The 22,809-nt window shown below is 62.4% G+C and carries 34 protein-coding genes; 21 read left to right on the plus strand and 13 right to left on the minus strand.

Going from position 1 to position 22,809, the window contains the following annotated elements; genetic code table 11:
• Nucleotides 1–64: 64 nt before the first annotated feature.
• The 4 genes from BLU15_RS01505 to BLU15_RS01520 form a co-directional block, all read right to left on the minus strand.
• The gene (locus BLU15_RS01505; RefSeq protein WP_090294023.1) at nt 65–814 is read right to left on the minus strand and encodes a phosphodiester glycosidase family protein; all 750 of its coding nucleotides are present in this window, start codon (nt 812–814) and stop codon (nt 65–67) included.
• A 90-nt stretch (nt 815–904) separates the two neighbouring features.
• Nucleotides 905–1,456 (minus strand): hypothetical protein, encoded by a 552-nt coding sequence (locus BLU15_RS01510; protein ID WP_134886575.1) that lies wholly within the window; start codon nt 1,454–1,456, stop codon nt 905–907.
• Between the two features lie 129 nt (nt 1,457–1,585).
• A complete protein-coding gene (locus tag BLU15_RS01515) occupies nt 1,586–2,290 on the minus strand; it encodes a 4Fe-4S dicluster domain-containing protein (protein WP_090294024.1) in 705 nt (234 codons plus the stop codon).
• A 107-nt stretch (nt 2,291–2,397) separates the two neighbouring features.
• Entirely contained in the window at nt 2,398–3,972 is a 1,575-nt protein-coding gene (locus tag BLU15_RS01520) for a trimethylamine methyltransferase family protein (protein WP_034788211.1), read from the minus strand.
• Nucleotides 3,973–4,306: 334 nt separating this feature from the next.
• Here BLU15_RS01520 and BLU15_RS01525 point away from each other — a divergent pair, with 334 nt between their 5' ends.
• Nucleotides 4,307–5,002, plus strand: coding sequence for a corrinoid protein (locus BLU15_RS01525; RefSeq protein ID WP_034788208.1), 696 nt, complete (start codon nt 4,307–4,309; stop codon nt 5,000–5,002).
• A gap of 96 nt (nt 5,003–5,098) precedes the next feature.
• Here BLU15_RS01525 and BLU15_RS01530 read toward each other — a convergent pair whose 3' ends face one another.
• Nucleotides 5,099–5,257, minus strand: coding sequence for an entericidin domain-containing protein (locus tag BLU15_RS01530; protein WP_034788206.1), 159 nt, complete (start codon nt 5,255–5,257; stop codon nt 5,099–5,101).
• A gap of 39 nt (nt 5,258–5,296) precedes the next feature.
• Here BLU15_RS01530 and BLU15_RS01535 point away from each other — a divergent pair, with 39 nt between their 5' ends.
• The 5 genes from BLU15_RS01535 to BLU15_RS01555 all read left to right on the plus strand — a co-directional run bounded on the left by BLU15_RS01535 (nt 5,297) and on the right by BLU15_RS01555 (nt 8,347).
• Complete coding sequence (locus BLU15_RS01535; RefSeq protein WP_090294026.1) at nt 5,297–5,917, plus strand: DUF1638 domain-containing protein; 621 nt, start codon at nt 5,297–5,299, stop codon at nt 5,915–5,917.
• Between the two features lie 99 nt (nt 5,918–6,016).
• Complete coding sequence (gene dmeF / locus BLU15_RS01540; protein ID WP_090294027.1) at nt 6,017–7,006, plus strand: CDF family Co(II)/Ni(II) efflux transporter DmeF; 990 nt, start codon at nt 6,017–6,019, stop codon at nt 7,004–7,006.
• Nucleotides 7,007–7,033: 27 nt separating this feature from the next.
• Entirely contained in the window at nt 7,034–7,309 is a 276-nt protein-coding gene (locus BLU15_RS01545) for a metal/formaldehyde-sensitive transcriptional repressor (RefSeq protein ID WP_034788200.1), read from the plus strand.
• A gap of 385 nt (nt 7,310–7,694) precedes the next feature.
• On the plus strand, nt 7,695–7,928 hold the full coding sequence (locus BLU15_RS01550; RefSeq protein ID WP_090294029.1) for a hypothetical protein: 234 nt from the start codon (nt 7,695–7,697) through the stop codon (nt 7,926–7,928).
• Nucleotides 7,929–8,044: 116 nt separating this feature from the next.
• Nucleotides 8,045–8,347 (plus strand): hypothetical protein, encoded by a 303-nt coding sequence (locus BLU15_RS01555; RefSeq protein ID WP_090294030.1) that lies wholly within the window; start codon nt 8,045–8,047, stop codon nt 8,345–8,347.
• Between the two features lie 30 nt (nt 8,348–8,377).
• On the opposite strand, the gene BLU15_RS01560 is transcribed toward BLU15_RS01555, so the two are convergent.
• The 4 genes from BLU15_RS01560 to BLU15_RS39395 all read right to left on the minus strand — a co-directional run bounded on the left by BLU15_RS01560 (nt 8,378) and on the right by BLU15_RS39395 (nt 9,695).
• A complete protein-coding gene (locus tag BLU15_RS01560; protein ID WP_034788194.1) occupies nt 8,378–8,593 on the minus strand; it encodes a hypothetical protein in 216 nt (71 codons plus the stop codon).
• Nucleotides 8,593–8,751, minus strand: coding sequence for a hypothetical protein (locus BLU15_RS39385; protein ID WP_156400735.1), 159 nt, complete (start codon nt 8,749–8,751; stop codon nt 8,593–8,595). Before BLU15_RS39385 ends, BLU15_RS01560 begins: the two co-directional genes overlap by 1 nt.
• Before the next feature lie 44 nt (nt 8,752–8,795).
• Nucleotides 8,796–8,969, minus strand: coding sequence for a hypothetical protein (locus BLU15_RS39390; RefSeq protein ID WP_156552966.1), 174 nt, complete (start codon nt 8,967–8,969; stop codon nt 8,796–8,798).
• 423 nt (nt 8,970–9,392) lie between these two features.
• Nucleotides 9,393–9,695 (minus strand): hypothetical protein, encoded by a 303-nt coding sequence (locus BLU15_RS39395; RefSeq protein WP_162728832.1) that lies wholly within the window; start codon nt 9,693–9,695, stop codon nt 9,393–9,395.
• 36 nt (nt 9,696–9,731) lie between these two features.
• On the opposite strand from BLU15_RS39395, the gene BLU15_RS40580 reads away from it, so the two are divergent.
• The 14 genes from BLU15_RS40580 to BLU15_RS01635 all read left to right on the plus strand — a co-directional run bounded on the left by BLU15_RS40580 (nt 9,732) and on the right by BLU15_RS01635 (nt 19,708).
• Nucleotides 9,732–9,854, plus strand: coding sequence for a hypothetical protein (locus BLU15_RS40580; protein ID WP_034788190.1), 123 nt, complete (start codon nt 9,732–9,734; stop codon nt 9,852–9,854).
• A gap of 47 nt (nt 9,855–9,901) precedes the next feature.
• Nucleotides 9,902–10,165 (plus strand): DUF1488 family protein, encoded by a 264-nt coding sequence (locus BLU15_RS01575; RefSeq protein ID WP_034788542.1) that lies wholly within the window; start codon nt 9,902–9,904, stop codon nt 10,163–10,165.
• A 274-nt stretch (nt 10,166–10,439) separates the two neighbouring features.
• Complete coding sequence (locus tag BLU15_RS01580; RefSeq protein WP_090294032.1) at nt 10,440–11,213, plus strand: pyrroline-5-carboxylate reductase; 774 nt, start codon at nt 10,440–10,442, stop codon at nt 11,211–11,213.
• A 379-nt stretch (nt 11,214–11,592) separates the two neighbouring features.
• Nucleotides 11,593–11,772, plus strand: coding sequence for a hypothetical protein (locus tag BLU15_RS01585; protein ID WP_089044213.1), 180 nt, complete (start codon nt 11,593–11,595; stop codon nt 11,770–11,772).
• Between the two features lie 45 nt (nt 11,773–11,817).
• Nucleotides 11,818–12,621, plus strand: coding sequence for a formyl transferase (locus BLU15_RS01590; protein ID WP_090294034.1), 804 nt, complete (start codon nt 11,818–11,820; stop codon nt 12,619–12,621).
• A 237-nt stretch (nt 12,622–12,858) separates the two neighbouring features.
• Nucleotides 12,859–13,161, plus strand: a complete 303-nt coding sequence (locus BLU15_RS01595) for a virulence factor (RefSeq protein WP_060520592.1) — start codon at nt 12,859–12,861, stop codon at nt 13,159–13,161.
• Complete coding sequence (locus BLU15_RS01600; RefSeq protein WP_034788176.1) at nt 13,154–13,756, plus strand: methylenetetrahydrofolate reductase C-terminal domain-containing protein; 603 nt, start codon at nt 13,154–13,156, stop codon at nt 13,754–13,756. The genes BLU15_RS01595 and BLU15_RS01600 overlap by 8 nt, the downstream gene beginning before the upstream one ends.
• Complete coding sequence (locus tag BLU15_RS01605; RefSeq protein WP_090294036.1) at nt 13,753–14,844, plus strand: methylenetetrahydrofolate reductase; 1,092 nt, start codon at nt 13,753–13,755, stop codon at nt 14,842–14,844. The genes BLU15_RS01600 and BLU15_RS01605 overlap by 4 nt, the downstream gene beginning before the upstream one ends.
• Nucleotides 14,845–14,933: 89 nt before the next feature.
• A complete protein-coding gene (locus BLU15_RS01610; RefSeq protein ID WP_034788171.1) occupies nt 14,934–15,899 on the plus strand; it encodes a methyltetrahydrofolate cobalamin methyltransferase in 966 nt (321 codons plus the stop codon).
• Nucleotides 15,900–15,938: 39 nt separating this feature from the next.
• Entirely contained in the window at nt 15,939–16,241 is a 303-nt protein-coding gene (locus BLU15_RS01615) for a hypothetical protein (protein WP_034788169.1), read from the plus strand.
• A gap of 47 nt (nt 16,242–16,288) precedes the next feature.
• Nucleotides 16,289–16,621 (plus strand): hypothetical protein, encoded by a 333-nt coding sequence (locus BLU15_RS01620; protein ID WP_090294037.1) that lies wholly within the window; start codon nt 16,289–16,291, stop codon nt 16,619–16,621.
• Between the two features lie 157 nt (nt 16,622–16,778).
• Nucleotides 16,779–18,851 (plus strand): ASKHA domain-containing protein, encoded by a 2,073-nt coding sequence (locus tag BLU15_RS01625; RefSeq protein ID WP_051659127.1) that lies wholly within the window; start codon nt 16,779–16,781, stop codon nt 18,849–18,851.
• A gap of 136 nt (nt 18,852–18,987) precedes the next feature.
• Nucleotides 18,988–19,191 (plus strand): hypothetical protein, encoded by a 204-nt coding sequence (locus tag BLU15_RS01630; RefSeq protein WP_060601072.1) that lies wholly within the window; start codon nt 18,988–18,990, stop codon nt 19,189–19,191.
• A gap of 199 nt (nt 19,192–19,390) precedes the next feature.
• Nucleotides 19,391–19,708, plus strand: a complete 318-nt coding sequence (locus BLU15_RS01635; RefSeq protein ID WP_034788160.1) for a hypothetical protein — start codon at nt 19,391–19,393, stop codon at nt 19,706–19,708.
• A 74-nt stretch (nt 19,709–19,782) separates the two neighbouring features.
• On the opposite strand, the gene BLU15_RS40585 is transcribed toward BLU15_RS01635, so the two are convergent.
• Nucleotides 19,783–19,908, minus strand: coding sequence for a hypothetical protein (locus BLU15_RS40585; RefSeq protein WP_255380900.1), 126 nt, complete (start codon nt 19,906–19,908; stop codon nt 19,783–19,785).
• Between the two features lie 36 nt (nt 19,909–19,944).
• Nucleotides 19,945–20,391 (minus strand): helix-turn-helix domain-containing protein, encoded by a 447-nt coding sequence (locus BLU15_RS01640; RefSeq protein ID WP_210187425.1) that lies wholly within the window; start codon nt 20,389–20,391, stop codon nt 19,945–19,947.
• Nucleotides 20,392–20,518: 127 nt separating this feature from the next.
• Here BLU15_RS01640 and BLU15_RS01645 point away from each other — a divergent pair, with 127 nt between their 5' ends.
• Nucleotides 20,519–20,773 (plus strand): acyl carrier protein, encoded by a 255-nt coding sequence (locus BLU15_RS01645; protein WP_034788158.1) that lies wholly within the window; start codon nt 20,519–20,521, stop codon nt 20,771–20,773.
• Nucleotides 20,774–21,109: 336 nt separating this feature from the next.
• On the opposite strand, the gene BLU15_RS01650 is transcribed toward BLU15_RS01645, so the two are convergent.
• A complete protein-coding gene (locus BLU15_RS01650) occupies nt 21,110–21,967 on the minus strand; it encodes a transporter substrate-binding domain-containing protein (RefSeq protein WP_034788156.1) in 858 nt (285 codons plus the stop codon).
• A gap of 64 nt (nt 21,968–22,031) precedes the next feature.
• Complete coding sequence (locus tag BLU15_RS01655) at nt 22,032–22,808, minus strand: ABC transporter ATP-binding protein (protein ID WP_090294039.1); 777 nt, start codon at nt 22,806–22,808, stop codon at nt 22,032–22,034.
• Nucleotide 22,809: the final 1 nt, after the last annotated feature.

A 22,809-nucleotide genomic window follows, 5' to 3' on the forward strand; every position in this document is an offset into this window, starting at 1 on the left:
ATTTTTTTTCGCGGGAGGAGGAAAAGTGTGTGGTTTTCTGCCCGCATCCCGCGCCCAAGGAAAGTCAGCGTGGAAATTTTCCGACGACGGCGATGATCGGCCCCATCGGAAACAGCCGATCGTGGCGGTTGATATCAGGCGCATAGACGCTCGAAATCGTGCCGTCGAGGAAGAGCGCATTGGGGCAATCCAATGTATCGCGAAACAGCGTCGCGAAATCGTGGAATCGCACCGGGCGCTTCGAGACGACGAAAACCACCTCGCCCTCGGCCGTCACGCCGACGCCGTTGCGGGTCTTGTAACTGGTGCTGTCGGGCAGAAAGCGCGGATGCAGCTTGCCGTCGATGACCAGCATCGGCCCGGATTGCGTCGCAAATCGCGGCGTGAGCCTGGCGTCGCGATAGGCGTCCGCCGCCATTACCCCCGCTTTGCCGTCGTCGACATAAAACACCCCGTTCGGCAAAAGGTGGAAATTGCCCCAGCCGGAATTGGTGTTGAGCGGCGCCTGCTCGCGCCCCTCCTCGATATGCAGGCCGACCGGCGACAGATCGTCGTGATACATGCCGCCGTTCATGGCGAAGCTCATATATTCTTCGCGATGGCGCAGTTCGAGCGACAGCGCCCGGAAGGAGCGGAAGGGCACGCCCGCCTGATCCTTGTTGTAGAGGCGGATATCGGTTGTCGCCGGATCGAAGCTGCAGGCGACATAGTCCTGGCCAAGATGGCTGACATCGCGGCAGGCGCCGAGCGCAGGCCCGGCAAGACCGGCCGAAAGAACGGCACCGACGAGAAACGGTTTTGGAAAAAGCGGCATGGCGAAAGGTCCAATCGAATCAGCCGCCAAGCATGCCTGAGATTGCGGCTTATTCTGGCGCGGGCACAGGCGAAATCATACGCTTGGCGACTAGCCGCCGACGATCGCCGCCATCGTGGTGACGAGACCGGCGATGCCGGCGAGACTTGCAAGGCCGAAGATCGCGCAAAGGCAGGCAAAGCCGCCGACGCCTGCAAGCAGATAGGATTTGGGATCGCGGTTCAGCACATCCTGCGACAGCGACAAAAGCAGCCGCTTCTCTCTGAGCGTCGTTGCCACCTTCACCGCATGACGCCTCGCTTCTTTCTGGACCTCGCCGTAATTGTTGCCGATCGCCCAGAACGTGAGGAACAGGCCGAGCGCGCTGACGGTGAGCGCAAATTTCCTGAGGATATCGATGGCGTCAGGCAGAAGATCACCGGTGAGAACCGAGCGGTCCACCAGCGCATCGAAGCCGGCAATGCAGGCGGTGATGACGGCCGCATGGCCGGCGCCGATCGCCAGCAGGCGCTTGAAAGCGTCCCCCAAAACCTGGCTGTTGGCCGCGTGAATACTGTCAAGCCGAGATATCTGCGCTTGCACGTCCTCGCGCGACAGGTGCGGAGGATAGTTGCTCACGGATACGACTGGGCTACCTCTCATACGATGGACTCCAACGCCACGCCGTCCAGATCGTTATAAATTCGATAATATTACCTTTCCACGACACCTCCAATTTTAGTCATTTTGGAGATTTGCACCATCTTTGCGCGCCAGAGTGGAGACCGGCGCTCACACTTCAAGCGCAGACATATGGAAGCGCAACTGCTCGGGCGGGTAGCGATATTGGCTCCCGATGGGACAGGCAGCGCGCGACAGACAGCCATTCGGAAGGCAGCCGGCCCTGCCCGCGTCCGTGCGCAGATGGCCACGACAACGCCCGACATCGAAGCGTTCCCCTGCAAGCGCCGACGCCGGACAGCCTGAGATGCACGGCTTTTCGAGACAGTGGTCGCAAGGGTGGCTGGCGCTCGCTTCACCCGTCTCGCCAAGCGGGATACCGAAAGCAAGTGCGCCGCGGTAGCCGTGCCACAGGCCGAAACGCGAATGGATGAGAATGCCCAGCGGAGACGGTTTCAGGCCTTCGGCCCTCATCGCCCACTGCTGGAACGGCTGCCACGGGGGATCCGACGGAAAGAAGGGGGTCGCCCCCTGCTCGCCGGCGACCGGATTGATGACGGCCTTCGCCCAATTGTCGAGCGGATCGGCGCCGCCGCCATCCGACCGGGCTTGCCGCCACGCGCTGAACGGTTGCCACAGCGAACCGCCGATATTGCCAATCAGCACCACGCTTGCCGCCAGGCGGCCATCGACGAGCAGCGGTGCGGCCTCACCGGAGGCGAAATTCACGGTTCCGCGCAAAAAAAGACCGTGCGGCGCCAGCGCCGCACGGATCGTTTCGATTGTCTTGTCCGCTGTCGCGGAAGGCGCCGTCATTTCGGTTTCGGCCCCTGGTGTTCGTAATGCGGGCGCCAGACCTCCTTCTGGATCATGTCGGCCACCTGCGCCGCGCCGCCTTGCTCCCTGGCTCGCTCGGGACCCTTTCAGGTGAAAGCGTCCGGCATCGAGTCCTTGCGGCTGGCGATGAACGCCTTCAGCTTTTCGTCGATCTCGGGATCGAGGTAAGGCGCCTCGTAATGCTCCAGCCAACTGCGGCAAAGGGCATTGGCGCGTTGCTCGATGCGCTTTTCGCCTTCCACTTCCCACTGTTCGAAGGAATTGTTGTCGGCGAGCGGCGAACGGTAGAACGCCGTCTGGAAGTTGGCCTGGGTATGCGCGCAGCCGAGATAGTGGCTGCCCGGACCGACTTCGCGGATCGCGTCCAGCGCCTGGGCGTTTTCCGAGAGGTCCACGCCTTCGGCCATCTTCTGCATCATGCCGAGCTGGTCCTGGTCGATCATGAACTTCTCGTAGGACGAGATCAGACCGCCTTCGAGCCAGCCGGCAGCGTGCAGCACGAAGTTGGTGCCGGCAAGAAGCGTCATGTTCAGCGTGTTGGCCGATTCGTGCGCTGCCTGCGCGTCCGGAACCTTGGAGCCGCAGAGCGAACCACCGGTACGGAACGGAAGCTTCAGGCGACGCGCGAGCTGGGCTGCGCCATAGGAGACGAGCGACGGCTCCGGCGTGCCGAAGGTCGGCGCGCCCGACTGCATCGAGATCGAGGCGGCAAACGTGCCGAAGAGCACCGGCGCGCCCTTGCGGATGAGCTGGGTGAAGGAGGCGCCAGCGAGAACCTCTGCAAGGATCTGCGTCAGCGTGCCGGCAACCGTCACCGGACTCATGGCGCCCGACAGGATGAACGGCGACAGCACGCAGGCCTGGTTATGGCGGGCGTAAACCTTGAGCGCGCCCACCATGGTCTCGTCGAAGACCATCGGCGAGTTGGCGTTGATAAGGTTCAGCGTAACGCAGTTGTTTTCGACGAAGTCGTCGCCGAAGACGATCTTCGCCATGGCAATCGTGTCTTCCGCCCGCTCCGGCGCCGTCACCGAGCCCATGAAGGGTTTGTCGGAATATTTGATATGGCTGTAGACCATATCGAGGTGGCGCTTGTTGACGGGGATGTCGACCGGCTCGCAGACCGTGCCGCCGGACGAGTGCATCGACGGCGCCATATAGGCGAGCTTCACGAAGTTGCGGAAATCCTCGATCGTCGCATAGCGGCGATTGCCTTCCAGATCGCGCACGAAGGGCGGGCCGTAGACCGGCGCGAAGATCGTCGCCTTGCCGCCGACCTGGGCGCTGCGCTCCGGATTGCGGGCATGCCAGGTGAATTCGGACGGTGCCGTTTTCAGAAGCTCGCGGCAGAGACCCTTGGGGAAATGCACGCGCTGGCCGCGCACGTCGGCGCCGGCCTGCTTCCAGAGTTCGAGCGCCTCGGCGTCGTCACGGAACTCGATGCCGATTTCCTCGAGGATCGTATCGGCATTGCGCTCGATCAGCTGCAGGCCTTCCTCGTCGAGCACCTCGTATTCGCGAATCTTGCGCTGGATATAGGGCAAAGACGGCCCCGGGCCGCCGCCGGTGCGCGATGCGCGCCTTGCTGCTGCTCCCCGTCCCTCGCCGCGTGCGCGGCGACCGCCGCCTTCAACCGCGCCCTGATCTGTCACGTCGCTCATTCGCTTTTCCTCTCCCGCGCATCACTTTTTGCGCCTTCAAGCATCATTTGACCTTAATGCTACCAAGCATCGGGGGCCTTGCGGGTCTCAATGCGCCAAGGCATGGCGCAACTCGAACACTGCCGAGCGGCGACAAGGGGGCGCAAAAACCGCGTGGCGCGAATATATTGTTTTTGTTAAGAATATACAGGCGGCAAAAGAAGCCGCCCTCCCGTCGCTTTTTGTCATATGCGACGTCGCTTTCGAAAACAGATTTTTAGACATCGACCGCTATGGATTGATGGACGCGTCCGAAAATTTCGCGCGACCGTGCCAGGAACCGAGGAACCCCAATATGGCAGACGATGAAATCATTCTCGAGGACCTTTCCGACGAAGAACTCGTGCAGCAGATGCACGACGACCTCTATGACGGCCTGAAAGAGGAAATCGAGGACGGGACCAACATCCTGCTCAAGCGCGGCTGGACGCCTTACGACGTCCTGACCCAGGCGCTGGTCGAAGGCATGCGCATCGTCGGCATCGACTTCCGCGATGGCATCCTGTTCGTGCCGGAAGTGCTGCTCTCGGCCAACGCCATGAAGGCCGGCATGACCATCCTGCGCCCGCTTCTCGCCGAAACCGGCGCGCCGAAGCTCGGCAAGATGGTGATTGGCACCGTCAAGGGCGACATTCACGACATCGGCAAGAACCTCGTCGGCATGATGATGGAAGGTGCCGGCTTCGACGTCGTCGACCTCGGCATCAACAACCCGGTCGAAAACTATCTCGAAGCGATCGAGCGCGAGCAGCCGGATATTCTCGGCATGTCGGCGCTTCTGACCACCACCATGCCCTACATGAAGGTCGTCATCGACACGCTCAAGGAAAAGGGCCTGCGCGACGACTACGTCGTTCTCGTCGGCGGTGCGCCGCTGAACGAGGAATTCGGCAAGGCCGTCGGTGCCGATGCCTATTGCCGCGATGCGGCGATTGCGGTCGAAACCGCCAAGGACTTCATGAAGCGCAAGCACAACCGCCTGGCCGGCTGAGCTTCGGACAATCCGAAATGACAAAGCCGGCCGCGTGGGTGAAATCCGCGGCCGGCTTTCCTATGTCTGGCGAGCGTGCCTGGCAGGTTTGCCGGGTTAGTTGACGGAGTTTGCCACCTTCTTGCCGGCTGACTGTGTCGCGTTGACCGTGTTTGCGGTATCCTGTCCGATGCCGCGGATGGTGTTGCCGCAGGCGGTAAGCGTCGAAAGGGCGACGAGAACGGCGCCGACGGTTGCAAGGGTCTTTACTGTCATGGTCAGGGTCCTTCCCGCTGATAGCCACATGGAATCAAGATGGAAAAAGTATCGCCCGCAATAGAACGTGCACAACCGGAAAAAGTTCACGTGATCGGTTGCGGCGCCATCGCCCGCGAAATCCTGGCGATCTGCGAGGCGAACGGGCTTGGCCATATCGACCTCAACTGTCTGCCCGCCATCTGGCACAACACGCCCGACAAGATCACCCCGGGCATTCGCGACGCCATTGCCAAGGCCCGCGCCGAAGGCTTCGAGCGCATCTTCGTCGCCTATGCCGACTGCGGCACCGGCGGCCAGCTCGACCGACTTCTGGAGGAGGAAAAGGTCGAGCGTATCCCCGGTCCGCACTGTTACTCCTTCTTTGCCGGCAACGATGATTTCGCCCGCCGTTGGGACGACGACCTCACCGCCTTCTTCCTCACCGACTTTCTCGCCCGCCAGTTCGAGGCCTTCGTCATCGAACCGCTCGGCCTCAACCGGCACCCGGAGCTCCGGGACATGTATTTCGGCCACTACCGCAAGCTCGTCTATCTCTCGCAGCAGGAGGATGCAGGCTTGCAGGAGAAGGCGAGGAAGGCCGCCGAGCGGCTCGGGCTCGAATACGAATATCGGTTTACCGGTTACGGCGATCTAACGACGTCGCTGCTGACGGCGTGAATTAGCGACATCATCAAGCTGAAATCGCAGACCCGAAACAGAGACTTTACGTCGAATCCAATATAGGGTACCCCCCTATATAATATTGGAGGCATCGACATGGGCAATCACGACCGCGACCATCATCACCACCACGGACACCACGGGCATTCGCATGACGACGCGCGCGTGCTCGCGGCCAGCCATGATCACGTCTTCCTCGGCGGCAATCACGAGCGCAACGAGCGGCGAACCTGGATTGTCATCGCGGTGACCGCAACGATGATGGTGATCGAGATCGCGGCAGGTCAGATCTTCGGCTCGATGGCGCTGGTTGCCGATGGCTGGCATATGTCGACCCATGCGGCCGCGATGCTGATCGCAGCGCTTGCCTATCTCTATGCACGCAAGCATTCGAACAATCGCCGCTTTACCTTCGGCACGGGAAAGCTCGGGGACCTCGCCGGCTTTTCGAGCGCCATCGTGTTGGCCCTGATCGCGCTTCTGATCGGCTGGGAAAGCCTGCGCCGCCTCCACGCTCCGGTGACGATCGATTTCAGCGAGGCGATCCTCGTCGCTGTTGCCGGCCTCATCGTCAATCTCGTCTGCGCCTGGCTCTTGAAGGACGATCACGACCATCATCACCACGATCATCACGGCCACCACCATGGGCACCATGGTGGGCAGGATCGCAACCTGCGCGCCGCCTATCTGCACGTCCTTGCCGACGCGCTGACCTCGGTGCTCGCCATCGTCGCCCTTGGTCTCGGCGCAATCTATGGCTGGCTGTGGCTCGATCCCGCCATGGGCATCGTCGGCGCACTTGTCATTGCGCGCTGGTCCTTCGCCCTCATTCGCGATACCGGCGCGACATTGCTCGACTATATCCCCGATGGCGAAGACCTGCCGGACGAGATCGGCGAGATCGTCGCCAGGGAAGACGCCGAGATCGTCGATCTGCACGTCTGGCAACTCGGGCCCGGCCACCACGGTGCAATCGTCTCGCTCGTCGCCGACAACCCGCGGGCACCGTCCTATTATCGCGAAAAGCTTGCCGCCATTCACGATTTGTCGCATGTGACCGTGGAGGTGGAACCACGGGCCGCATAGCGGCGGCGCCCGAAACCGGAGTTTGCGATGACCCATACCATCCGCGAGAAACAGAAGCTCATCAACAGGGTCCGGCGCCTGCGCGGCCAGATGGAGGCGGTCGAGCGGATGCTGGAGGAGGAGAAGGGCTGCGCCGAGGTCATGCAGGTGATCGCCGGCATCCGCGGCGCGGTCAACGGGCTGATGGCGGAAGTGGTCGAAGACCATATCCACATGCATGTCGCCGCAGCCGAGCTGTCGCAGAAGGACCGGGAGGAAGCGGCGGCCGAACTGGTGGATGTGGTGCGCGCCTACCTGAAATAGCGTCGCTGCCGCGCACTTTGCCAAGGTCACCGTTGCCGCCGAGAACCATGCTGTGCTCGGCGATGGCGACCGGTCATGCTTTCTGCCAACTCACAGATTGACCGCAAAGTCCTGCCGGCCGCACGCTTCCGGCCGCAACAGCACGTCGTCCGCCTGATCGCCGGTGATCGCGTTCCGTCAGAGGCCGACGATCCGGTTTCCGCCCGGGCCCCCTCATTGCCAGGCCCCTTGCCAGGTCCCCTCCTTCGCCGTCTGAACTCTTGATTTGAAACCATGTTCGCGCCAGCCCGTTTAGCTGGCGTAACTCATCCCTGACGCTTCCTCAGCCACCTGACAATTGGCCGTCTTCGCGCCAAGCACCGAGCCAGAACGCGGGAGCGTTCCCATGACCAAGAATTTCACGAACGACAAAAAGAGACTGCTTCTTGGCGGGGATGCGGTCTACGATCTCGAAGAGTTCATTCTGGCCTATCAATTGGCACCGTTGGCGGCGCGTGACATCTTCGCGAAAGTCGGCCCGCGCAGGCTCGATCTGGCGAATGCGATGGATGCGCGCAGCACAGCGACGGGCGACGAAGCGAAACGCGCGCTCGGCCAAAACATACCTCCCGGTGCTTGAGTGAAGTTCGTTGCGCTGGCGCGACAACGCGTGCAGGGTGCTTCATCGACGGCGATTGAAGCGGGCGCCGTCGCCTACGGGCCTTCGTGCCTGGGCCCCAACCAAAGGAGGACGCAATGTCTTCCAGCAATCCAGAACATTGTCTTCACTCCGACGACCTCAGCCTTCTGGTCGAGGTACTCGCCGCTGCCGGCTACTACGGAACGACCGCGACGGCAGACCCGGGCGGACGGCTTGCCGCCACGCGCTTCCTGATTGCGGCACTTGAAAGCGGCGTCGACAGCCACGCCACTCCGGAGGCGGCGCTGGCCGAGCCGGGCACTGCCGCGGAGTTTCCGAGGCCCCCTTCCCGTCCGGCGCCTTATGAGGAATTCAGACAGGCTGCTGTTGATCGAAAGACCGGCAGCGTGCCCCGCTGAGCCACCATCGTTGGTTTCCAGCCCACCCATCTAACCCCTATCTTCCGGCGGCCGGGGCGGAAGCTGGATCGTGCCCCTGCGTATGCGGTCTTTGAGATTGAGAATATCGAGAAGATCATCCGCTTCGTCGCGCGGCAAGTTGGACATCAGGTAACCGTCAACAACAACCGGTTGCCCGGTGAAGACATCGACAACCGCCCAGACATTGTTGGCTTCGACCTTGAGACCGTACCTTAGTGTTGTCATCAGCCCAGTCCGTAATCGGGGTTTACCGCCTGCCCTTGCTCAGCCACATGCGGCATGGCGGGGCGATCGCTCGCATTGCCCTGAGGTGGCCTGAAGGCCCAGACAAGAAAAACCGACAGGGCGACCAGAAACAGTGAGAAGACCAAACGGGAGGACATCGCGCCTCTCCTTCATCGAATGAGGCCATCGCGGCTGGGGGGTGTCACGCGGCTGGGGAAAGAAAGCGCGCAATAACCTTCTGCAGGGTCTCGGCAGCCGCTCGGTTCAGGGCGACCTCGATCTGGCCGTCGTCGCATTCCAGGCAGAGAGTGCCGATCAGCGGCGCCTTGTGCAGGGTGATGATTTCGCTCTGGTAGAGTTTGTTCGGCTCGGACATGACAGTCTCCAGTTCCAAGCGACGAGCTTAACACATCCTCGATCGGCACGTGGCTTTTATCACGCGAGCAGCGAGAAACTCGGGAGAAACACCGGCGTCGCGCCAAAAACACTTTAAATCTGCGCCGGCCGACACACGCGCCTCAATTGAAACTCAATCGACGCGCAATAGTATATCCAAGTAAATTTGGCCGATGTGGCTTTCGCGGTATCAGAATTTCCAACCGCACCTATTCTCCTAAATTTTCGAACGACACGCAAGCTTCGGATCCAGTGCTTGGTCCATGCTTCGCCTCGAAGCACATCGCGCATTGTAACGTCTGTTCGTTCCCCGAACCTTGGTTGATCGGTCGATAACCGGCTCATCGCAGCCGACCGACCGTGCCTGCCCACACCTAAAAGGACTGAGACCACTATGAACGCTTTATCTTTTACGAAACGCATCATCCGCGGCCCCCGCGACCAGTCGCCGGTTCACCGATTCCAGGTCGGCCAGCTTGTTCGCTCGAAGGGAGCGCTGACCAGAGAGTCGATCATCGGGGACACCTACCGCATAACCGCCACGCTCCCCATCCGCGACAATGCGCTCCAGTACCGCATACGCAGCAGCGACGAATGCCATGAGCGCGTGACCGATGAAGGCAATCTCGAACTGATTCGTCCCGCCGATGAGCGAATGGCCCTGGCCGAACGGGCCTTCAAGTCCAGACACGCCCTTTAGATCCAAACCATCTTCCTAACAGATCAGCTGCAGGAGGCGATCATGAAGTACCACATACCGGCTCAGATCTATCTATTCGACTACCGCGGCCTGCTTGCCTGGATCGCCCTTTCGCTGGCGGTCGCCGTCGTCGTGACCACGATCCTTTTCGGGCGGATCCTGTGACGGCCCGTCTCTGGCCGGCCTGGCTTGCCGCCAAAAGGATTACGACCATGCCGCTGACCTTTCCGAACCCATGCCGAAGCTTCGATGAAGCGCGCAAGGCCGTACGTTTCCTTGGCCACGATGGCATGTTCGAAGTGCCCTTCTATGTTGAGGCGGCCGCCCTCTCCCGTGGCGCGCCCACCCGGACGACCGAAGCAGCCTGCTTGCTGGCCTTCGATGCCGCGCGCAACGCAATCCACGAGGCCGCGACGGCAGCCTATGCCAAAGGGCGCCGGACGATCTATGTCCTCACCGCCGATGACTTTCGCTAGGTCCCGGGCCAAAACGCAGCAGCCTTTCGACCAACACCCCTTGGCCTAGCAGGGGTCTCCGCCTTATGCGCAACGCCCCGCAGCGGCCGAAAGGGCGTGGCAATCTCAACCGCACTGTTGAAATGCGTCCTGCTCTCCTGTGGGCGACGCCATGGCGAGCGCTTGTCGCCGGCGCCTTTGCTATTACTATTCCGCCAATTCCAAACCCGTACCCGTGCATGCCACACCCGGCAGTTTCACGGACCTTCTGAAATCACCAGGCGACAGAACTTTCATGAAACTTGGATTCATCGGCACCGGCGCACTCTCCTCGGCGATCGTCACCGGCCTCAAGACGCTTCCCGGCGAGATCACCACCGTCGTCCTTTCGCCGCGCAACGAAGAGATCGCTGCGGGCCTTGCCGCCCGCTTTCCTGACGTGACTGTCGCTGCCGACAATCAGGCGGTGCTCGACGCCTCAGACACGGTCATGCTCGGCGTCCGCCCGCAGATCGCCCGCGACGTGCTGCCGACCCTGCGCTTTCGCCCGGATCACCACGTCGTCAGCCTGATTGCGACCTTCTCCTGCGCCGAGATCGCCGCCATGGTCGGCCAAGTGAAGCGCGTGACCAAGGCCTTGCCGATGCCGATGATCGCGCTCCGCCAGGGCCCGACGATCATCTTCCCGCCGGATCCGGATATGGCGGCGTTTTTCGGCCGGCTCGGCACGGCGATCGAAGTAACAAGCGAGAGCGAGTTCGATGCGCTAAGTGTGGCGACCGCCACCTATGCCAGTTACTTCAAGTACCTGGAAACGATCCATAGCTGGCTAAAGGACAACGGCGTCGACGAAGCCAAGGGCCGCGCCTATATCGCCAGCCTGTTTGGCGCGCTCGGCCAGGCGCCGGAAACGACCCCGGACGCGAGCTTCGCGCATCTGGCGCAGGACTACGCGACACGCGGCGGCATCAATGAGCAGGTGCTGCGGGAGTTGACGGAGCACGGCACCTTCGAAAAATTCAGGGAAAGTCTCGGCGGCATCCACCGGCGGATTACCGCAGCGTCGTGAGCCACTGGCGCAACGGAAAAGCCCCTCATCCGGCCTGCCGGCCACCTTTCTCCCCGCAAGCGGGGCGGAGGAAATTCGCGGCACCCACTCCGCCAACAATAAACACCACGATTTCCGCCTCGCTGCGGCTCCGCTCGGCGAAACTAAGATCGGGCCACGTCCCCTCTCCCCGCCTGCGTGGAGAGGGTTAGGGTGAGGAGCAATCCGGTTTGCAAGGACTCCGGCTAGCCTCGTCCACCGATGCTGACCGAAGCGCAGCGGCTTACGTGAGCGCTCGCTCCTGCAACGAAAAATAAGCTCTTCCTAATCCCTATATCTGCGCTACCCTGCGTTACATCTCAGTGCGCGACGGCTGCGTCTTGGGACGGGAGGCACACCAGTGAAATTCCTCGAATACCTGCCCTACGCCATCGGCTGCGCCGCCGGGCTGCTGCTGTCGCTGGCCGTCGGCGCGGTCTGCAGCCTCTCGGATGACGTGAAGATGGTCGAATCCGTCGCCCTCGTCGTGCTCGGTGGCGGTGTCGCCGAATGGTACTGGAACCAGTTAAGCCGGCGGTAACGGGCAAGCCTTCATAACTCGGCCCTGTTCATCCGCGGGGCCGCCATGACCGACATCGCCAGCCAAAATCAAGCCGCAGGCGGACGCCCCGGCCGCGTCGTCGTGGTGACCGCGGGCGGCGAGAACCCCTGGATCATGATCAACGCGTTCTCCGCGCATTTCGCCGACGTTGCAGTCGTCGAGGAGCAGCCGGAATCGAAGGGCCTGTTCCTGCGCCGCCGCGCACGCAAGCTCGGCTGGCTGACGGCGCTGGGGCAGCTTGCGACCATGATCGCCTCGCGCTTCGGCAAGCGTTTTACCCGCAAGCGCGCGGACGAGATCTTCGCGACCTACAAAGTCTCGGGAAAACCCGATCCGTCGATCCCGGTAAAATCCATCGCCTCCATCAACGACACGGACGCCACCGCCCAAGTGCGCGCGCTCAAACCCGATGTCGTCTTCCTCATCAGCTGCCGCATGCTGAAGGCCGAAACGCTGGCCGCCATCCCCTGCCCGGTCCTCAACTTCCACGCCGGCATCAACCCGGCCTATCGCGGCCTGATGGGCGGTTACTGGGCGCGGGTCAACAACGACCTCGAAAACTTCGGAGCGACCGTGCATCTGGTCGATGCGGGCGTCGATACCGGCGGCGTGCTCTACCAGTCGCGCCAGAAGCCTGCCCCTCAAGATACGATGCACACCTATCCGCTGCTGCAGACGGCCGCTTCCACGGATATTGCGATTGCCGCCGTCGGCGATGCGCTCGCCGGAAAGCTGCAGGTCATCGATGTCGCAGGCCCGTCACGGCAATGGTATCATCCGCCGATCTGGACCTGGATATGGAACGGCCTGAAGCGCGGCATCTGGTAGGCTGACAAGCCGCCCTTACCTCCTTCCGACATCGGCTAAAAGCCTGAAACTGCGGGTAATCCTTGCCGATGGTTCCTGGCTGCAAGAAGCGCCTCAACTGCGACTTGCGCATCACCGCCAAGACGTCTGATATGGCATCCGCGCCAGCGTCGTTTTTGGACATATCCGACGTCGTGGCGAGATGAGCCCGGACGCCGGTACATGCGCATTGTCGCAGAACGAGGAGAACAACACCCCATGGCAGATCGCATAATCGTCTACTGGCGCGACATTCCGGCCCAGGTCATCATCAAGAAGGGCCGCACGACGGCGAAGCGCGAGCTGTCTCTGCGCTTCACCGAAGCGATCGACATGTGCGCCATGCGCACCGGTGCGGCTGAAACCGACGACTACCTCGCCGAATGGCGCAAGGCCGATCCGGTGCCGGTCTCCGACGATCTGGAAACGGAAGCCGACCAGGCCGCCGCCGAGCTCGAAGCCGCCTATGACCGCGAACGCCTCGTCGCCCTCGTCAAAGCCGGAGGCCGCGACAATGGCTGACGCCAAACCGCCGAGCGAGCCGAAGGTCATGAAGGGCAACGCCGCCCCGGCCGCCAAGGCCGCAACCGGCGCGTTTACGCCGTCTGGCGTTTCGCCGAGCCGCCGCTCGCGCCACAAATATACGGTCCGCCTCTGGGCGGTCCGCAACTCCCGCTTCCTCGAATGGTTCTACCACCGCTTCGCCGATCTGTTCCTGCTGCTTCACCCGCTGTGGAACGCCATCGGTTATGGCCGGGTCGAGCGTCCGGTGACCTTCGTCGAGCGCCACGTGAAAGGCTTCCTCTTCGACTGTCGCATGTGCGGCCAGTGCGCGCTGTCGTCGACGGGCATGTCCTGCCCGATGAACTGTCCGAAGCAGCTACGCAACGGCCCCTGCGGCGGCGTGCGCGCCAACGGCAATTGCGAGGTCGAGCCGGACATGCCCTGCGTCTGGGTGCAGGCCTGGAAGGGCTCGCAGAACATGGAGAAGGGCAACGCCATCATGAACGTGCAGAAGCCGGTCAACCAGTCGCTGCGCGAAACCTCGTCCTGGCTGCGCGTGACGGCGGAAGCCGCAGCGCGCCGTGAAGCGGCATCCAAGGAAGGCCAGGCATGAGCCCCGACATCAATCCCTTCGATCCCGGCGCGCCGCTCGAGCCCCTGCCCGGCCATTCCTCCCGCGGCCGTCTTGAGCGGGTTTTGCGCCGCGGCGAGTTCGCCGTCACCGCCGAACTCAACCCGCCTGACAGCGCAAACCCGCAGGATGTCTACGAGCGCGCCGCGATCTTCGACGGCTGGGTCGACGGCATCAACGCGGTCGATGCCTCCGGCGCCAACTGCCACATGTCCTCGGTCGGCATCTGCGCGCTTTTGACCCGCATGGGCTACGCCCCGATTATGCAGATCGCCTGCCGCGACAAGAACCGCATCGCCATCCAGGGCGACGTGCTCGGCGCCTCTGCCATGGGCGTTCAGAACATCATGTGCCTGACCGGCGACGGCGTGCAGGCCGGCGACCAGCCAGGCGCCAAGCCCGTCTTCGACCTCGACTGCATGTCGCTGCTCGAAACCGTCCGCATCATGCGCGACAACTCGAAGTTCCTCTCGGGCCGCAAGCTGACGACACCGCCGCAGGTATTCCTCGGCGCTGCGATCAACCCCTTTGCGCCGCCCTATGATTTCCGCCCCTATCGTCTCGCCAAGAAGATCGAGGCCGGCGCGCAGTTCGTCCAGAGCCAGTACTGCTTCGACGTGCCGATGTTCCGCGAATACATGAAGAAGGTGCGCGACCTCGGTCTGCACGAGAAGTGCTTTATCCTCGTCGGCGTCGGGCCGATGGCATCGGCCAAGACCGCCCGCTGGATCCGCTCCAACGTGCCGGGCATCCATATTCCGGACAGCGTGATTACCCGCCTTGAGGGCGCGCAGGACCAGAAGAAGGAAGGCAAGCAGCTCTGCATCGACATCATCAACGAGGTGAAGGAGATCGAAGGCGTCTCCGGCATTCACGTCATGGCCTACCGCCAGGAAGAATATGTCGCAGAAATCGTGCATGAATCGGGGGTACTGAAGGGCCGCCGCCCCTGGAAGCACGAGACGCTGCCGGAGGATGCGATGGTTGCCGAGCGCCTGGAGCACATTCGCGAGGGCAAGGAAGAAAACCAGCAACAGATGGCCGAAGCCGCGGCCCATCACCCGCACTGACCGCAGACAAAACTGGCGCCGGCCACAAGGCGCCTATCATCGACTTCACGGGCGTGATTACATAGACGCCAAATGACAAAGGACCCTGCATGACCCGGACCATCGTCGCTTCCGCCACCCGCGAGATCATCATCGGCTTCGACCAGCCGTTCTGCGTCATCGGCGAACGCATCAACCCGACCGGCCGCAAGAAGCTGGCCGCCGAAATGATCGAGGGCAACTTCGATACCGTCATCAAGGACGCGCTGGAGCAGGTTGCCGCCGGGGCGACGATGCTCGACGTCAACGCCGGCGTGACCGCCGTCAACCCGAACGAGACCGAGCCGCCGCTCTTGGTCAAGACACTCGAAATCGTCCAGGGCCTCGTCGACGTGCCGCTGTCGATCGACAGTTCGGTGACGGCCGCGATCGAGGCGGCACTGCGCGTCGCCAAGGGCCGCCCGCTGGTCAACTCCGTGACCGGCGAAGAGGAAAAGCTCGAAGCGATCCTGCCGCTCTGCAAGAAGTATGACGTTCCGGTCGTTGCCATCTCCAACGACGAAACCGGCATTTCCGAAGATCCGGATGTGCGTTTTGCCGTCGCCAAGAAGATCGTCGAGCGCGCCGCCGACTTCGGCATCAAGCCGCACGACATCGTCGTCGACCCGCTGGTCATGCCGATCGGCGCCATGGGCACCGCCGGCCAGCAGGTCTTCGCACTTCTGCGGCGTCTGCGCGAAGAGTTGAAGGTCAACACCACCTGCGGCCTGTCCAACATCTCCTTCGGCCTGCCGCACCGCCACGGCATCAATGCCGGCTTCATTCCGATGGTCATCGGCGCCGGCATGACGTCGGCAATCATGAACCCCTGCCGCCCGCAGGAAATGGAAGCCGTGCGTGCGGCAAACGTTCTGAACGGCACCGACCCGAACTGCACCCACTGGATCAAGACCTACCGCGACCACAAGCCGGCCGAAGGTGGCCACGTGGTTGCGGCAGCACCAGTGGCAGCCGCCGGTGGCGGACGTCGCGGTGGCCGCGCGGCCCGCACGGGTGGTGCGGCTGCCAGCGAGTAGTTCCTGGATCGGCGCTGATGCGCTCGAGGGAGAAGGACGATGAGAAGCCAGTTGCGCCTCCTTGCCGTCGTTCTCCCTCTGGTCGTTATCGCCAGGTACACACTGTTTGACGATGCGGCCGAGTTTCAGCGGTTCTACGCCGCGCTCCGCACCTATGGTGCACCCGTGATCATCGTGACGGCTGCCGTACTTGGAACAATAATGATCGCCACCGTCACCAGGAAGGTCTATCTCGGTCCGCAGGAGCAGGTGATCAAGGCTTGCCTCTGGGGCAGTTCGGCCGTGCTGGCCGCGACTCTTGCCTATACATTCGCAGTCGTAAAACTTGCCGGGGCGCCGTAGCAACGCACGTCGGTTCATCCATCCGCCAACGCAAAGTGGAGATCACCATGACACGCAGCCTACGCCTGGATGCCGCCACCCTCTGGTTCGAGGCCCCCTTCGTCATCGCCGTCCGACTGCAGGAGATGCAGATGGCGGCGCTCACCGGCAAGACCCAGGACGTGACCGAGCTTCATCGCATGGTCTCCGAGAAGATCGCCGCCACGGCCGAAAGCGTCATGGCCGTGAACATGGCCCTTTGGAAGGCCGCCTTCGACAACACCTTGCGCCTGATGACCGGCGGCACGGCGTCTGGCCACGGAACGGCGATTGCGTCCGCAGCCCTCAGGCCCTATGGCAAGCGCGTGCGCAACAACGCCCGGCGGCTGTCGCGCAAGTAAGCCTGACGCGCCGCCGTGCCCCACGCCTAACTGTTTGAAACAGAAGCTTCCATGTCGGGATTGGACAACTGTCGGGCATTGTTCCGGTGCAGTCTGAAGCCGTTTACCCGTGCTTCGCTTGACCCATTGAAGCGGACCTGACGAAAGACCACAGAGCATGCGCATTGAAGGTACCTCCGAGATCGAGACCAACATGACCGAAGCCGCGCAAAAGGACCCTCTCGTGCTGTTCATGCCTTCGGGCAAGCGCGGCCGCTTCCCGGTCGGCACGCCGGTTCTCGATGCGGCGCGCAAGCTCGGCGTCTATGTCGAAAGCGTGTGCGGCGGGCGCGCCACCTGCGGACGCTGTCAGATCGTGGTGCAGGAAGGCAACTTCGCCAAGCACAAGATCGTCTCGTCCAACGACCACATTTCTGAAAAGGGCGCCAAGGAAGATCGCTACGAGAAGATCCGCGGCCTGCCCGACGGCCGCCGCCTCTCCTGTTCCGCCCAGATCCTCGGCGATCTCGTCATCGACGTGCCGCAGGATACCGTTATCAACGCCCAGGTCGTGCGCAAGGCCGCAACCGACCGGGTGATCGAGCGCAACGCCGCCGTTCAGCTCTGCTATGTCGAGGTGGACGAGCCCGACATGCACAAGCCGCTCGGCGATCTCGACCGGCTGAAGGTGATGCTGGAGAAGGACTGGGGCTGGAAGGATCTGCTGATTGCGCCGCACCTGATCCCGCAGGTTCAAGGCATTCTGCGCAAAGGCAACTGGGCCGTCACCGCCGCCATCCACCGCGACATGGATAGTTCGCGCCCCTTCATCGTCGGCCTGTGGCCGGGCCTCAAGAACGAGGCATATGGCGTTGCCTGCGACATCGGCTCGACGACGATCGCCATGCATCTCGTGTCACTGCTCTCGGGTCGCATCGCCGCCTCGTCCGGCGCCTCCAACCCGCAGATCCGCTTCGGCGAAGACCTGATGAGCCGCGTCTCCTATGTGATGATGAATCCTGATGGCCGCGAGGCGATGACCAAGGCCGTGCGCGAGGCGGTCAATGGTCTCATCGGCAAGGTCTGCGCCGAGGGTGAAGTCGACCGCCACGACATTCTCGACATGGTCTTCGTCGCGAACCCGATCATGCACCACCTCTTCCTCGGCATCGACCCGACGGAACTCGGCCAGGCGCCGTTCGCGCTCGCCGTGTCAGGCGCGCTGCAATATTGGGCGCATGAGATCGATATCGACGTCAATCGCGGCGCGCGCCTCTACATGCTGCCCTGCATCGCCGGCCATGTGGGCGCCGATGCGGCGGGCGCAACCCTCGCCGAAGGGCCCTATCGCCAGGACAAGATGATGCTGCTCGTCGATGTCGGCACCAATGCCGAAATCGTGCTCGGCAACAAGGACCGCGTCGTCGCCGCTTCCTCGCCCACGGGCCCGGCCTTCGAAGGTGCGGAAATTTCGTCGGGCCAGCGCGCCGCCCCCGGCGCGATCGAGCGCGTGCGCATCGATCCCGTAACGCTGGAGCCGCGCTTCCGCGTCATCGGCGTCGAAAAGTGGTCGGACGAGGAAGGCTTTGCCGAGGCGGCCGCATCAGTCGGCGTCACCGGCATCTGCGGCTCGGCGATCATCGAGATCGTCGCCGAGATGTATCTTTCCGGCATCATCTCCGAGGACGGTGTCGTCGATGGTGCCATGGCGGCAAAAAGCCCGCGCATCATCCCGAACGGCCGCACCTTCTCCTACCTCCTGCACGAGGGTGAGCAGCGCATCACCGTGACGCAGAACGACATCCGCGCCATCCAGCTCGCCAAGGCAGCGCTCTATGCCGGCATCAAGCTGCTCATGGAAAAGCAGGGCGTCGACCACGTCGACACCATCCGCTTTGCCGGCGCCTTCGGCTCCTTCATCGATCCCAAATATGCGATGGTGCTGGGCCTCATCCCGGACTGCGATCTCGACGACGTAAAGGCCGTCGGCAACGCCGCCGGTACCGGCGCGCTGATGGCGCTCTTGAACCGCGGCCACCGCCGCGAGATCGAGCAAACTGTCAGCAAAATCGAGAAGATAGAGACGGCGCTTGAATCAAAATTTCAGGAGCATTTCGTCAACGCCATGGCGATGCCGAACAAGGTCGACAGCTTCCCGAAGCTTTCGACCGTGGTCACCTTGCCGGAGCGCAAGGTGAGTAGCGATGACGGTGAAGGCGGCGGAAGGCGGCGGAGGAGGAGCCGGGAGTAGTCCGGTAACCATTCCGAGTTTTCGCAAGTCTCTGCCGTGTCGAAATACGACAACCGCCGTATGTCTTCGTTCTCACAGCAGGTCTACGCCGAGGTTGGCGCGCTTTTGCGCGTGCTTTTGAACCAAGGAGAGACCAATGAAAATCATCATCGCAGTCGCGGCATCGCTTGCATTTGCCGGCTCCGCCTTCGCAGCGAGTTCGCTGGGGGCCTCTGAAAATCAGCCGGCTGCCAAAGCCATTGAAGCAATCGAGTTGGCGGGCGGTAGCGGGAAACCCAACACGACGCCGGGCACGGGCAGGTCCAACCTCACGCGCGGCAAAACATCGTACTTTGGTTGACGCAAACGAAGGGCGGCACCAGCCGCCCTCTCGCCATGAACGTGGCGGCCGACCGCACAAGCGAAAGTCCTCGTTTGGTCGCGCATCGGGCTATTATGCTGTTTGGTGAATGTGGACACTGGAGATTTCAGCTTGCCTTAATTCCGGCGGCGGGCGACGGTCTGATGAAACCTATTCCTTAAACTGGCATCCAGAACCCATGAACGACAAAATTCTCGATACCCTGACCGGCATGTACTTCACAGTCGACGATCCCGATGGCACCTATGGCACCGGTCAGATCATCCGGCTTGCCGCCGAGGGGATCTACTTCATTCGCTACGACGGCAACGAGGTGGAATTGCCGATGGAGCTCGTTTCGATCGGCGAAATGCTGCAGACCACCGAAGAAGACTACAAGCTCTGGCGGTTCTTCGACACGACCGAGGAACGGGACAAGTGGATCGAGTGGCTGGACGCCCCCTCGAAGCCGCGCGTCGTCTCGCTGGTGCGGCCGACGCCTGCTCCGACGAAATAGGGCATCGTTGGAAGGTGACCGGGGCGGCTTTGCCGCGCCGGATTGGGCTTGGCGCGGTGGCTGCCGCGCCTCCCTCAAGGCTGGATCGAGGAAGGCTTTTCCTTAAGCCGTTCCATGAACCGACCATAGTCCGGCCGGAACAGGGCATAGGCGGTGGCTGCGGCATCGAACCAGTTTCTGGTCCCGACTTCAGCGGCCACCGGAAGCCTCCTTCTCCTGACGATGGGGGGCGGCCTTCAGGCGGCTCGCGAACCCTTCCCGCTCCAGCGCCGCCCCGAGCGCCTGTAGCACCTCAAGAACCGGATATCCGATTCCAGCTCGAGGCACCGAATCGCCAGGAATGTCATCTGCCGGTGCGGCTCCAGAGTTGTCAGGAGGGCGACGCCCTTTTTCGTCAACCGCAGGCCGGTCTTTCTGCCGTCGTCGAGGCCGCGCCGGGCAAGGAGCCCGCCCTTCAGCATCAGGCTGACCGTCTGGCTGATCGCGCCCTGGGTGAGACTGCTGTTGCTGGTGATCTCGGTGACGGTCTCGGCGCCGGCGGCAAGCGCGCGCAACAGGGGCGTATAGCGCGGCCTGTAGTCGATCTTCAGGGTTTCATATCGCTCGGCGGCACCCTGATCGACGCGTTCGCCGATATATCGCAGGAGTTCGCCGAGGTGCCGAGGTCTGGCACTGGCAAACACCCAGGGGCTCTCCCTCACCGAAATGGCCTAACCCATTTGGATCATGACGAAATCAGCGAATGATCCTATAGGCCTAGACGGCCGTTCACCGCCCTTTGTGTTATGCTTTAAGGGAGGGAGTAGATCCATGGCACCCACACGATCCGATGTTTCCGAACGCGTAAAGGCGATCCTCGTCGAGCTGCTCGGCGTGAAGGCTTCCGAAGTGAAAGACGATGCCGAGATCGAAGAGGATCTGGGCGCCGACTCGCTCGAAGTGTCTCAATTGGCGATGTTGGTGGAGGAAGAGTTCGAGATCTATCTGACCGACGACTCTGTCGAAAAGCTCGTCACGGTCGGCGACCTGATCGACTTTGTGCTCGCGTCGAAAACGCTGAAGTGATCATCCGGCAATAAAAAAGGCCGGGGCGAAACCGCACCGACCTTCCTCATCATCGCTCTTACACCAGTGCCAGTACATCCGTGGTCAAAAGTCTAAAGCGACGCGACAGTTGCGAGCGGCGAACACATTCAGCGCTCATAAGCAAATGTCGACAGATGGGCTTATACGAAGCGATTGTGTTCGAAAGATGTCCACACGCGCTGCGCGTCGCTATTAAATAAACAGCCCTGGCGCCTTGCAAGCGCGCGAGGAAGCGCCGGGCATTCCAGTCACAGAAAACACCGCGCGTTCGACGGAACGCGCGGTGCTTTGGTTGAGAGGGCGAACCGACCCGGATTACTGCGGCGTCAGGTCGAAGCCGAACCACTTCTCCGACAGGCGCTTGATGGTACCATCGGCCTTGGCAGCGGCAATTGCGTCGTCGAACAGCGCCTTCAATTCGGGGTCGCTCTTGCGCAGGCCGACGGAGCTGCCGGCGCCGAGGAAGCCGCCCTGGAAGCGGGGGCCGGTGATGACCATGTCGCTGTTGGCGGGCTTTTCGACGGTCGTCTTCAGGTAGCCCATGGACGCCATGACGAAATCGACGCGGCCGGCGACGAGATCGAGATCGTGCTGCTCGGTCGTCTTGTATTCGCGCACCTCGACGACGTCCTTCAGATATTCGTCGATGAAGCGCGCCGCGATCGAGGCGGTCTGGACGCCGATGGTCTTGCCTTCGATCAGCGGCTTCAGCTCGTCGACCGCCTTGCGCGCGCCGGCCTCGTTGGAGGCAAGCGAGAAGAGCTCGCCCTTCATCGGCAGGGTTTCGAGATCACCGCCCTTCAGCGTCGCGAAGGCCTGGCCGGTGCTACCGTAGGACATCGAGAAGTCGATGACTTCCTTGCGCTTCTCGGTGGCCGACATGCCGGCCATGATCGCGTCGAACTTGCCGGCGTTGAGCGCTGGGATCATGCCATCGAAGGACTGCGCGATGACGGTGCATTCGACCTTCATGTGGTCGCAGAGGATCTTGCTGAGCTCGATCTCGTAGCCGTCGAGCGTGCCGTCCGCCTTGGTCAGGTTATAGGGCGGAAAGGCACCTTCGGTGGCGATCGTCACCTTCGTCCACTTCTTGTCTTCGGCCTGCGCCGGCATGGACATCAGCCCCGCGGCAACGGCAAGCGCCGATGCCATGATTGCGGTGGTCTTTTTCATTGCAGCATTCCCCTTTTGTGGATGTTGATTGCCTTGTTTTTCGGCCCGCCGATCACGACAGGCGTCAACTCTTGATGAACTGGCGGAAGCGTTCGGACTTCGAATGGGTGAAGACCTCGTGCGGCGGCCCCTCCTCCTCGATCGTGCCCTTGTGCACGAAGACGACGCGGCTCGAGACGTCGCGGGCAAAGCCCATCTCGTGGGTGACGACCAGCATGGTGCGCCCCTCCTCCGCCAGGCCGCGCATGACGCGCAGCACCTCGCCGACCAGTTCCGGGTCGAGCGCCGAGGTCGGTTCGTCGAAGAGCATCGCCTTCGGGCGCATGGCAAGCGCACGGGCGATCGCGGCGCGCTGCTGCTGGCCGCCGGAGAGATGCGAGGGATAATGGTTGCGCTTGTCGGCGATGCCGACCTTGGCAAGCAGGGCTTCGGCCTCCTCGATCGCCTCGACGCGCGGGCGCTTCAGCACATGCACCGGCGCCTCGATGACGTTTTCAAGCACGGTCTTGTGGGACCAGAGATTGAAGCTCTGAAACACCATGCCGAGTTCGGAGCGGATGCGGTCCACCTGTTTCGGGTCGGCCGGGCGGCTGCGCCCATCGTTCGATGTCTTCAGCCGGATCGCCTCGCCGGCGACCTCGATCGTGCCCGAATTCGGAACCTCCAGCATGTTGATGCAGCGAAGCAGCGTCGACTTGCCGGAGCCGGAGGATCCGAGGATGGAAATCACCTCACCCTCGCGCGCGTCGAGCGAGACGCCTTTCAGCACCTCGACCGGGCCGAAACTCTTGTGAAGGTCGTGCACGCGGATCGCGACCGGTGCGGTGACGGCGGCGGACATG

This window comes from Ensifer sp. YR511, from assembly GCF_900103045.1.
Classification (GTDB): domain Bacteria; phylum Pseudomonadota; class Alphaproteobacteria; order Rhizobiales; family Rhizobiaceae; genus Ensifer; species Ensifer adhaerens.

Excerpts from the sequence above, each read along its gene's own strand:
- BLU15_RS01505 (WP_090294023.1), bottom strand. The coding sequence starts at position 814 with ATGCCGCTTTTTCCAAAACCGTTTCTCGTCGGTGCCGTTCTTTCGGCC.
- BLU15_RS01510 (WP_134886575.1), bottom strand. The coding sequence starts at position 1,456 with ATGAGAGGTAGCCCAGTCGTATCCGTGAGCAACTATCCTCCGCACCTG.
- BLU15_RS01515 (WP_090294024.1), bottom strand. The coding sequence starts at position 2,290 with ATGACGGCGCCTTCCGCGACAGCGGACAAGACAATCGAAACGATCCGT.
- BLU15_RS01520 (WP_034788211.1), bottom strand. The coding sequence starts at position 3,972 with ATGAGCGACGTGACAGATCAGGGCGCGGTTGAAGGCGGCGGTCGCCGC.
- BLU15_RS01525 (WP_034788208.1), top strand. The coding sequence starts at position 4,307 with ATGGCAGACGATGAAATCATTCTCGAGGACCTTTCCGACGAAGAACTC.
- BLU15_RS01530 (WP_034788206.1), bottom strand. The coding sequence starts at position 5,257 with ATGACAGTAAAGACCCTTGCAACCGTCGGCGCCGTTCTCGTCGCCCTT.
- BLU15_RS01535 (WP_090294026.1), top strand. The coding sequence starts at position 5,297 with ATGGAAAAAGTATCGCCCGCAATAGAACGTGCACAACCGGAAAAAGTT.
- dmeF (WP_090294027.1), top strand. The coding sequence starts at position 6,017 with ATGGGCAATCACGACCGCGACCATCATCACCACCACGGACACCACGGG.
- BLU15_RS01545 (WP_034788200.1), top strand. The coding sequence starts at position 7,034 with ATGACCCATACCATCCGCGAGAAACAGAAGCTCATCAACAGGGTCCGG.
- BLU15_RS01550 (WP_090294029.1), top strand. The coding sequence starts at position 7,695 with ATGACCAAGAATTTCACGAACGACAAAAAGAGACTGCTTCTTGGCGGG.
- BLU15_RS01555 (WP_090294030.1), top strand. The coding sequence starts at position 8,045 with ATGTCTTCCAGCAATCCAGAACATTGTCTTCACTCCGACGACCTCAGC.
- BLU15_RS01560 (WP_034788194.1), bottom strand. The coding sequence starts at position 8,593 with ATGACAACACTAAGGTACGGTCTCAAGGTCGAAGCCAACAATGTCTGG.
- BLU15_RS39385 (WP_156400735.1), bottom strand. The coding sequence starts at position 8,751 with ATGTCCTCCCGTTTGGTCTTCTCACTGTTTCTGGTCGCCCTGTCGGTT.
- BLU15_RS39390 (WP_156552966.1), bottom strand. The coding sequence starts at position 8,969 with ATGTCCGAGCCGAACAAACTCTACCAGAGCGAAATCATCACCCTGCAC.
- BLU15_RS40580 (WP_034788190.1), top strand. The coding sequence starts at position 9,732 with ATGAAGTACCACATACCGGCTCAGATCTATCTATTCGACTACCGCGGC.
- BLU15_RS01575 (WP_034788542.1), top strand. The coding sequence starts at position 9,902 with ATGCCGCTGACCTTTCCGAACCCATGCCGAAGCTTCGATGAAGCGCGC.
- BLU15_RS01580 (WP_090294032.1), top strand. The coding sequence starts at position 10,440 with ATGAAACTTGGATTCATCGGCACCGGCGCACTCTCCTCGGCGATCGTC.
- BLU15_RS01590 (WP_090294034.1), top strand. The coding sequence starts at position 11,818 with ATGACCGACATCGCCAGCCAAAATCAAGCCGCAGGCGGACGCCCCGGC.
- BLU15_RS01595 (WP_060520592.1), top strand. The coding sequence starts at position 12,859 with ATGGCAGATCGCATAATCGTCTACTGGCGCGACATTCCGGCCCAGGTC.
- BLU15_RS01600 (WP_034788176.1), top strand. The coding sequence starts at position 13,154 with ATGGCTGACGCCAAACCGCCGAGCGAGCCGAAGGTCATGAAGGGCAAC.
- BLU15_RS01605 (WP_090294036.1), top strand. The coding sequence starts at position 13,753 with ATGAGCCCCGACATCAATCCCTTCGATCCCGGCGCGCCGCTCGAGCCC.
- BLU15_RS01610 (WP_034788171.1), top strand. The coding sequence starts at position 14,934 with ATGACCCGGACCATCGTCGCTTCCGCCACCCGCGAGATCATCATCGGC.
- BLU15_RS01615 (WP_034788169.1), top strand. The coding sequence starts at position 15,939 with ATGAGAAGCCAGTTGCGCCTCCTTGCCGTCGTTCTCCCTCTGGTCGTT.
- BLU15_RS01620 (WP_090294037.1), top strand. The coding sequence starts at position 16,289 with ATGACACGCAGCCTACGCCTGGATGCCGCCACCCTCTGGTTCGAGGCC.
- BLU15_RS01625 (WP_051659127.1), top strand. The coding sequence starts at position 16,779 with ATGCGCATTGAAGGTACCTCCGAGATCGAGACCAACATGACCGAAGCC.
- BLU15_RS01630 (WP_060601072.1), top strand. The coding sequence starts at position 18,988 with ATGAAAATCATCATCGCAGTCGCGGCATCGCTTGCATTTGCCGGCTCC.
- BLU15_RS01635 (WP_034788160.1), top strand. The coding sequence starts at position 19,391 with ATGAACGACAAAATTCTCGATACCCTGACCGGCATGTACTTCACAGTC.
- BLU15_RS01645 (WP_034788158.1), top strand. The coding sequence starts at position 20,519 with ATGGCACCCACACGATCCGATGTTTCCGAACGCGTAAAGGCGATCCTC.
- BLU15_RS01650 (WP_034788156.1), bottom strand. The coding sequence starts at position 21,967 with ATGAAAAAGACCACCGCAATCATGGCATCGGCGCTTGCCGTTGCCGCG.
- BLU15_RS01655 (WP_090294039.1), bottom strand. The coding sequence starts at position 22,808 with ATGTCCGCCGCCGTCACCGCACCGGTCGCGATCCGCGTGCACGACCTT.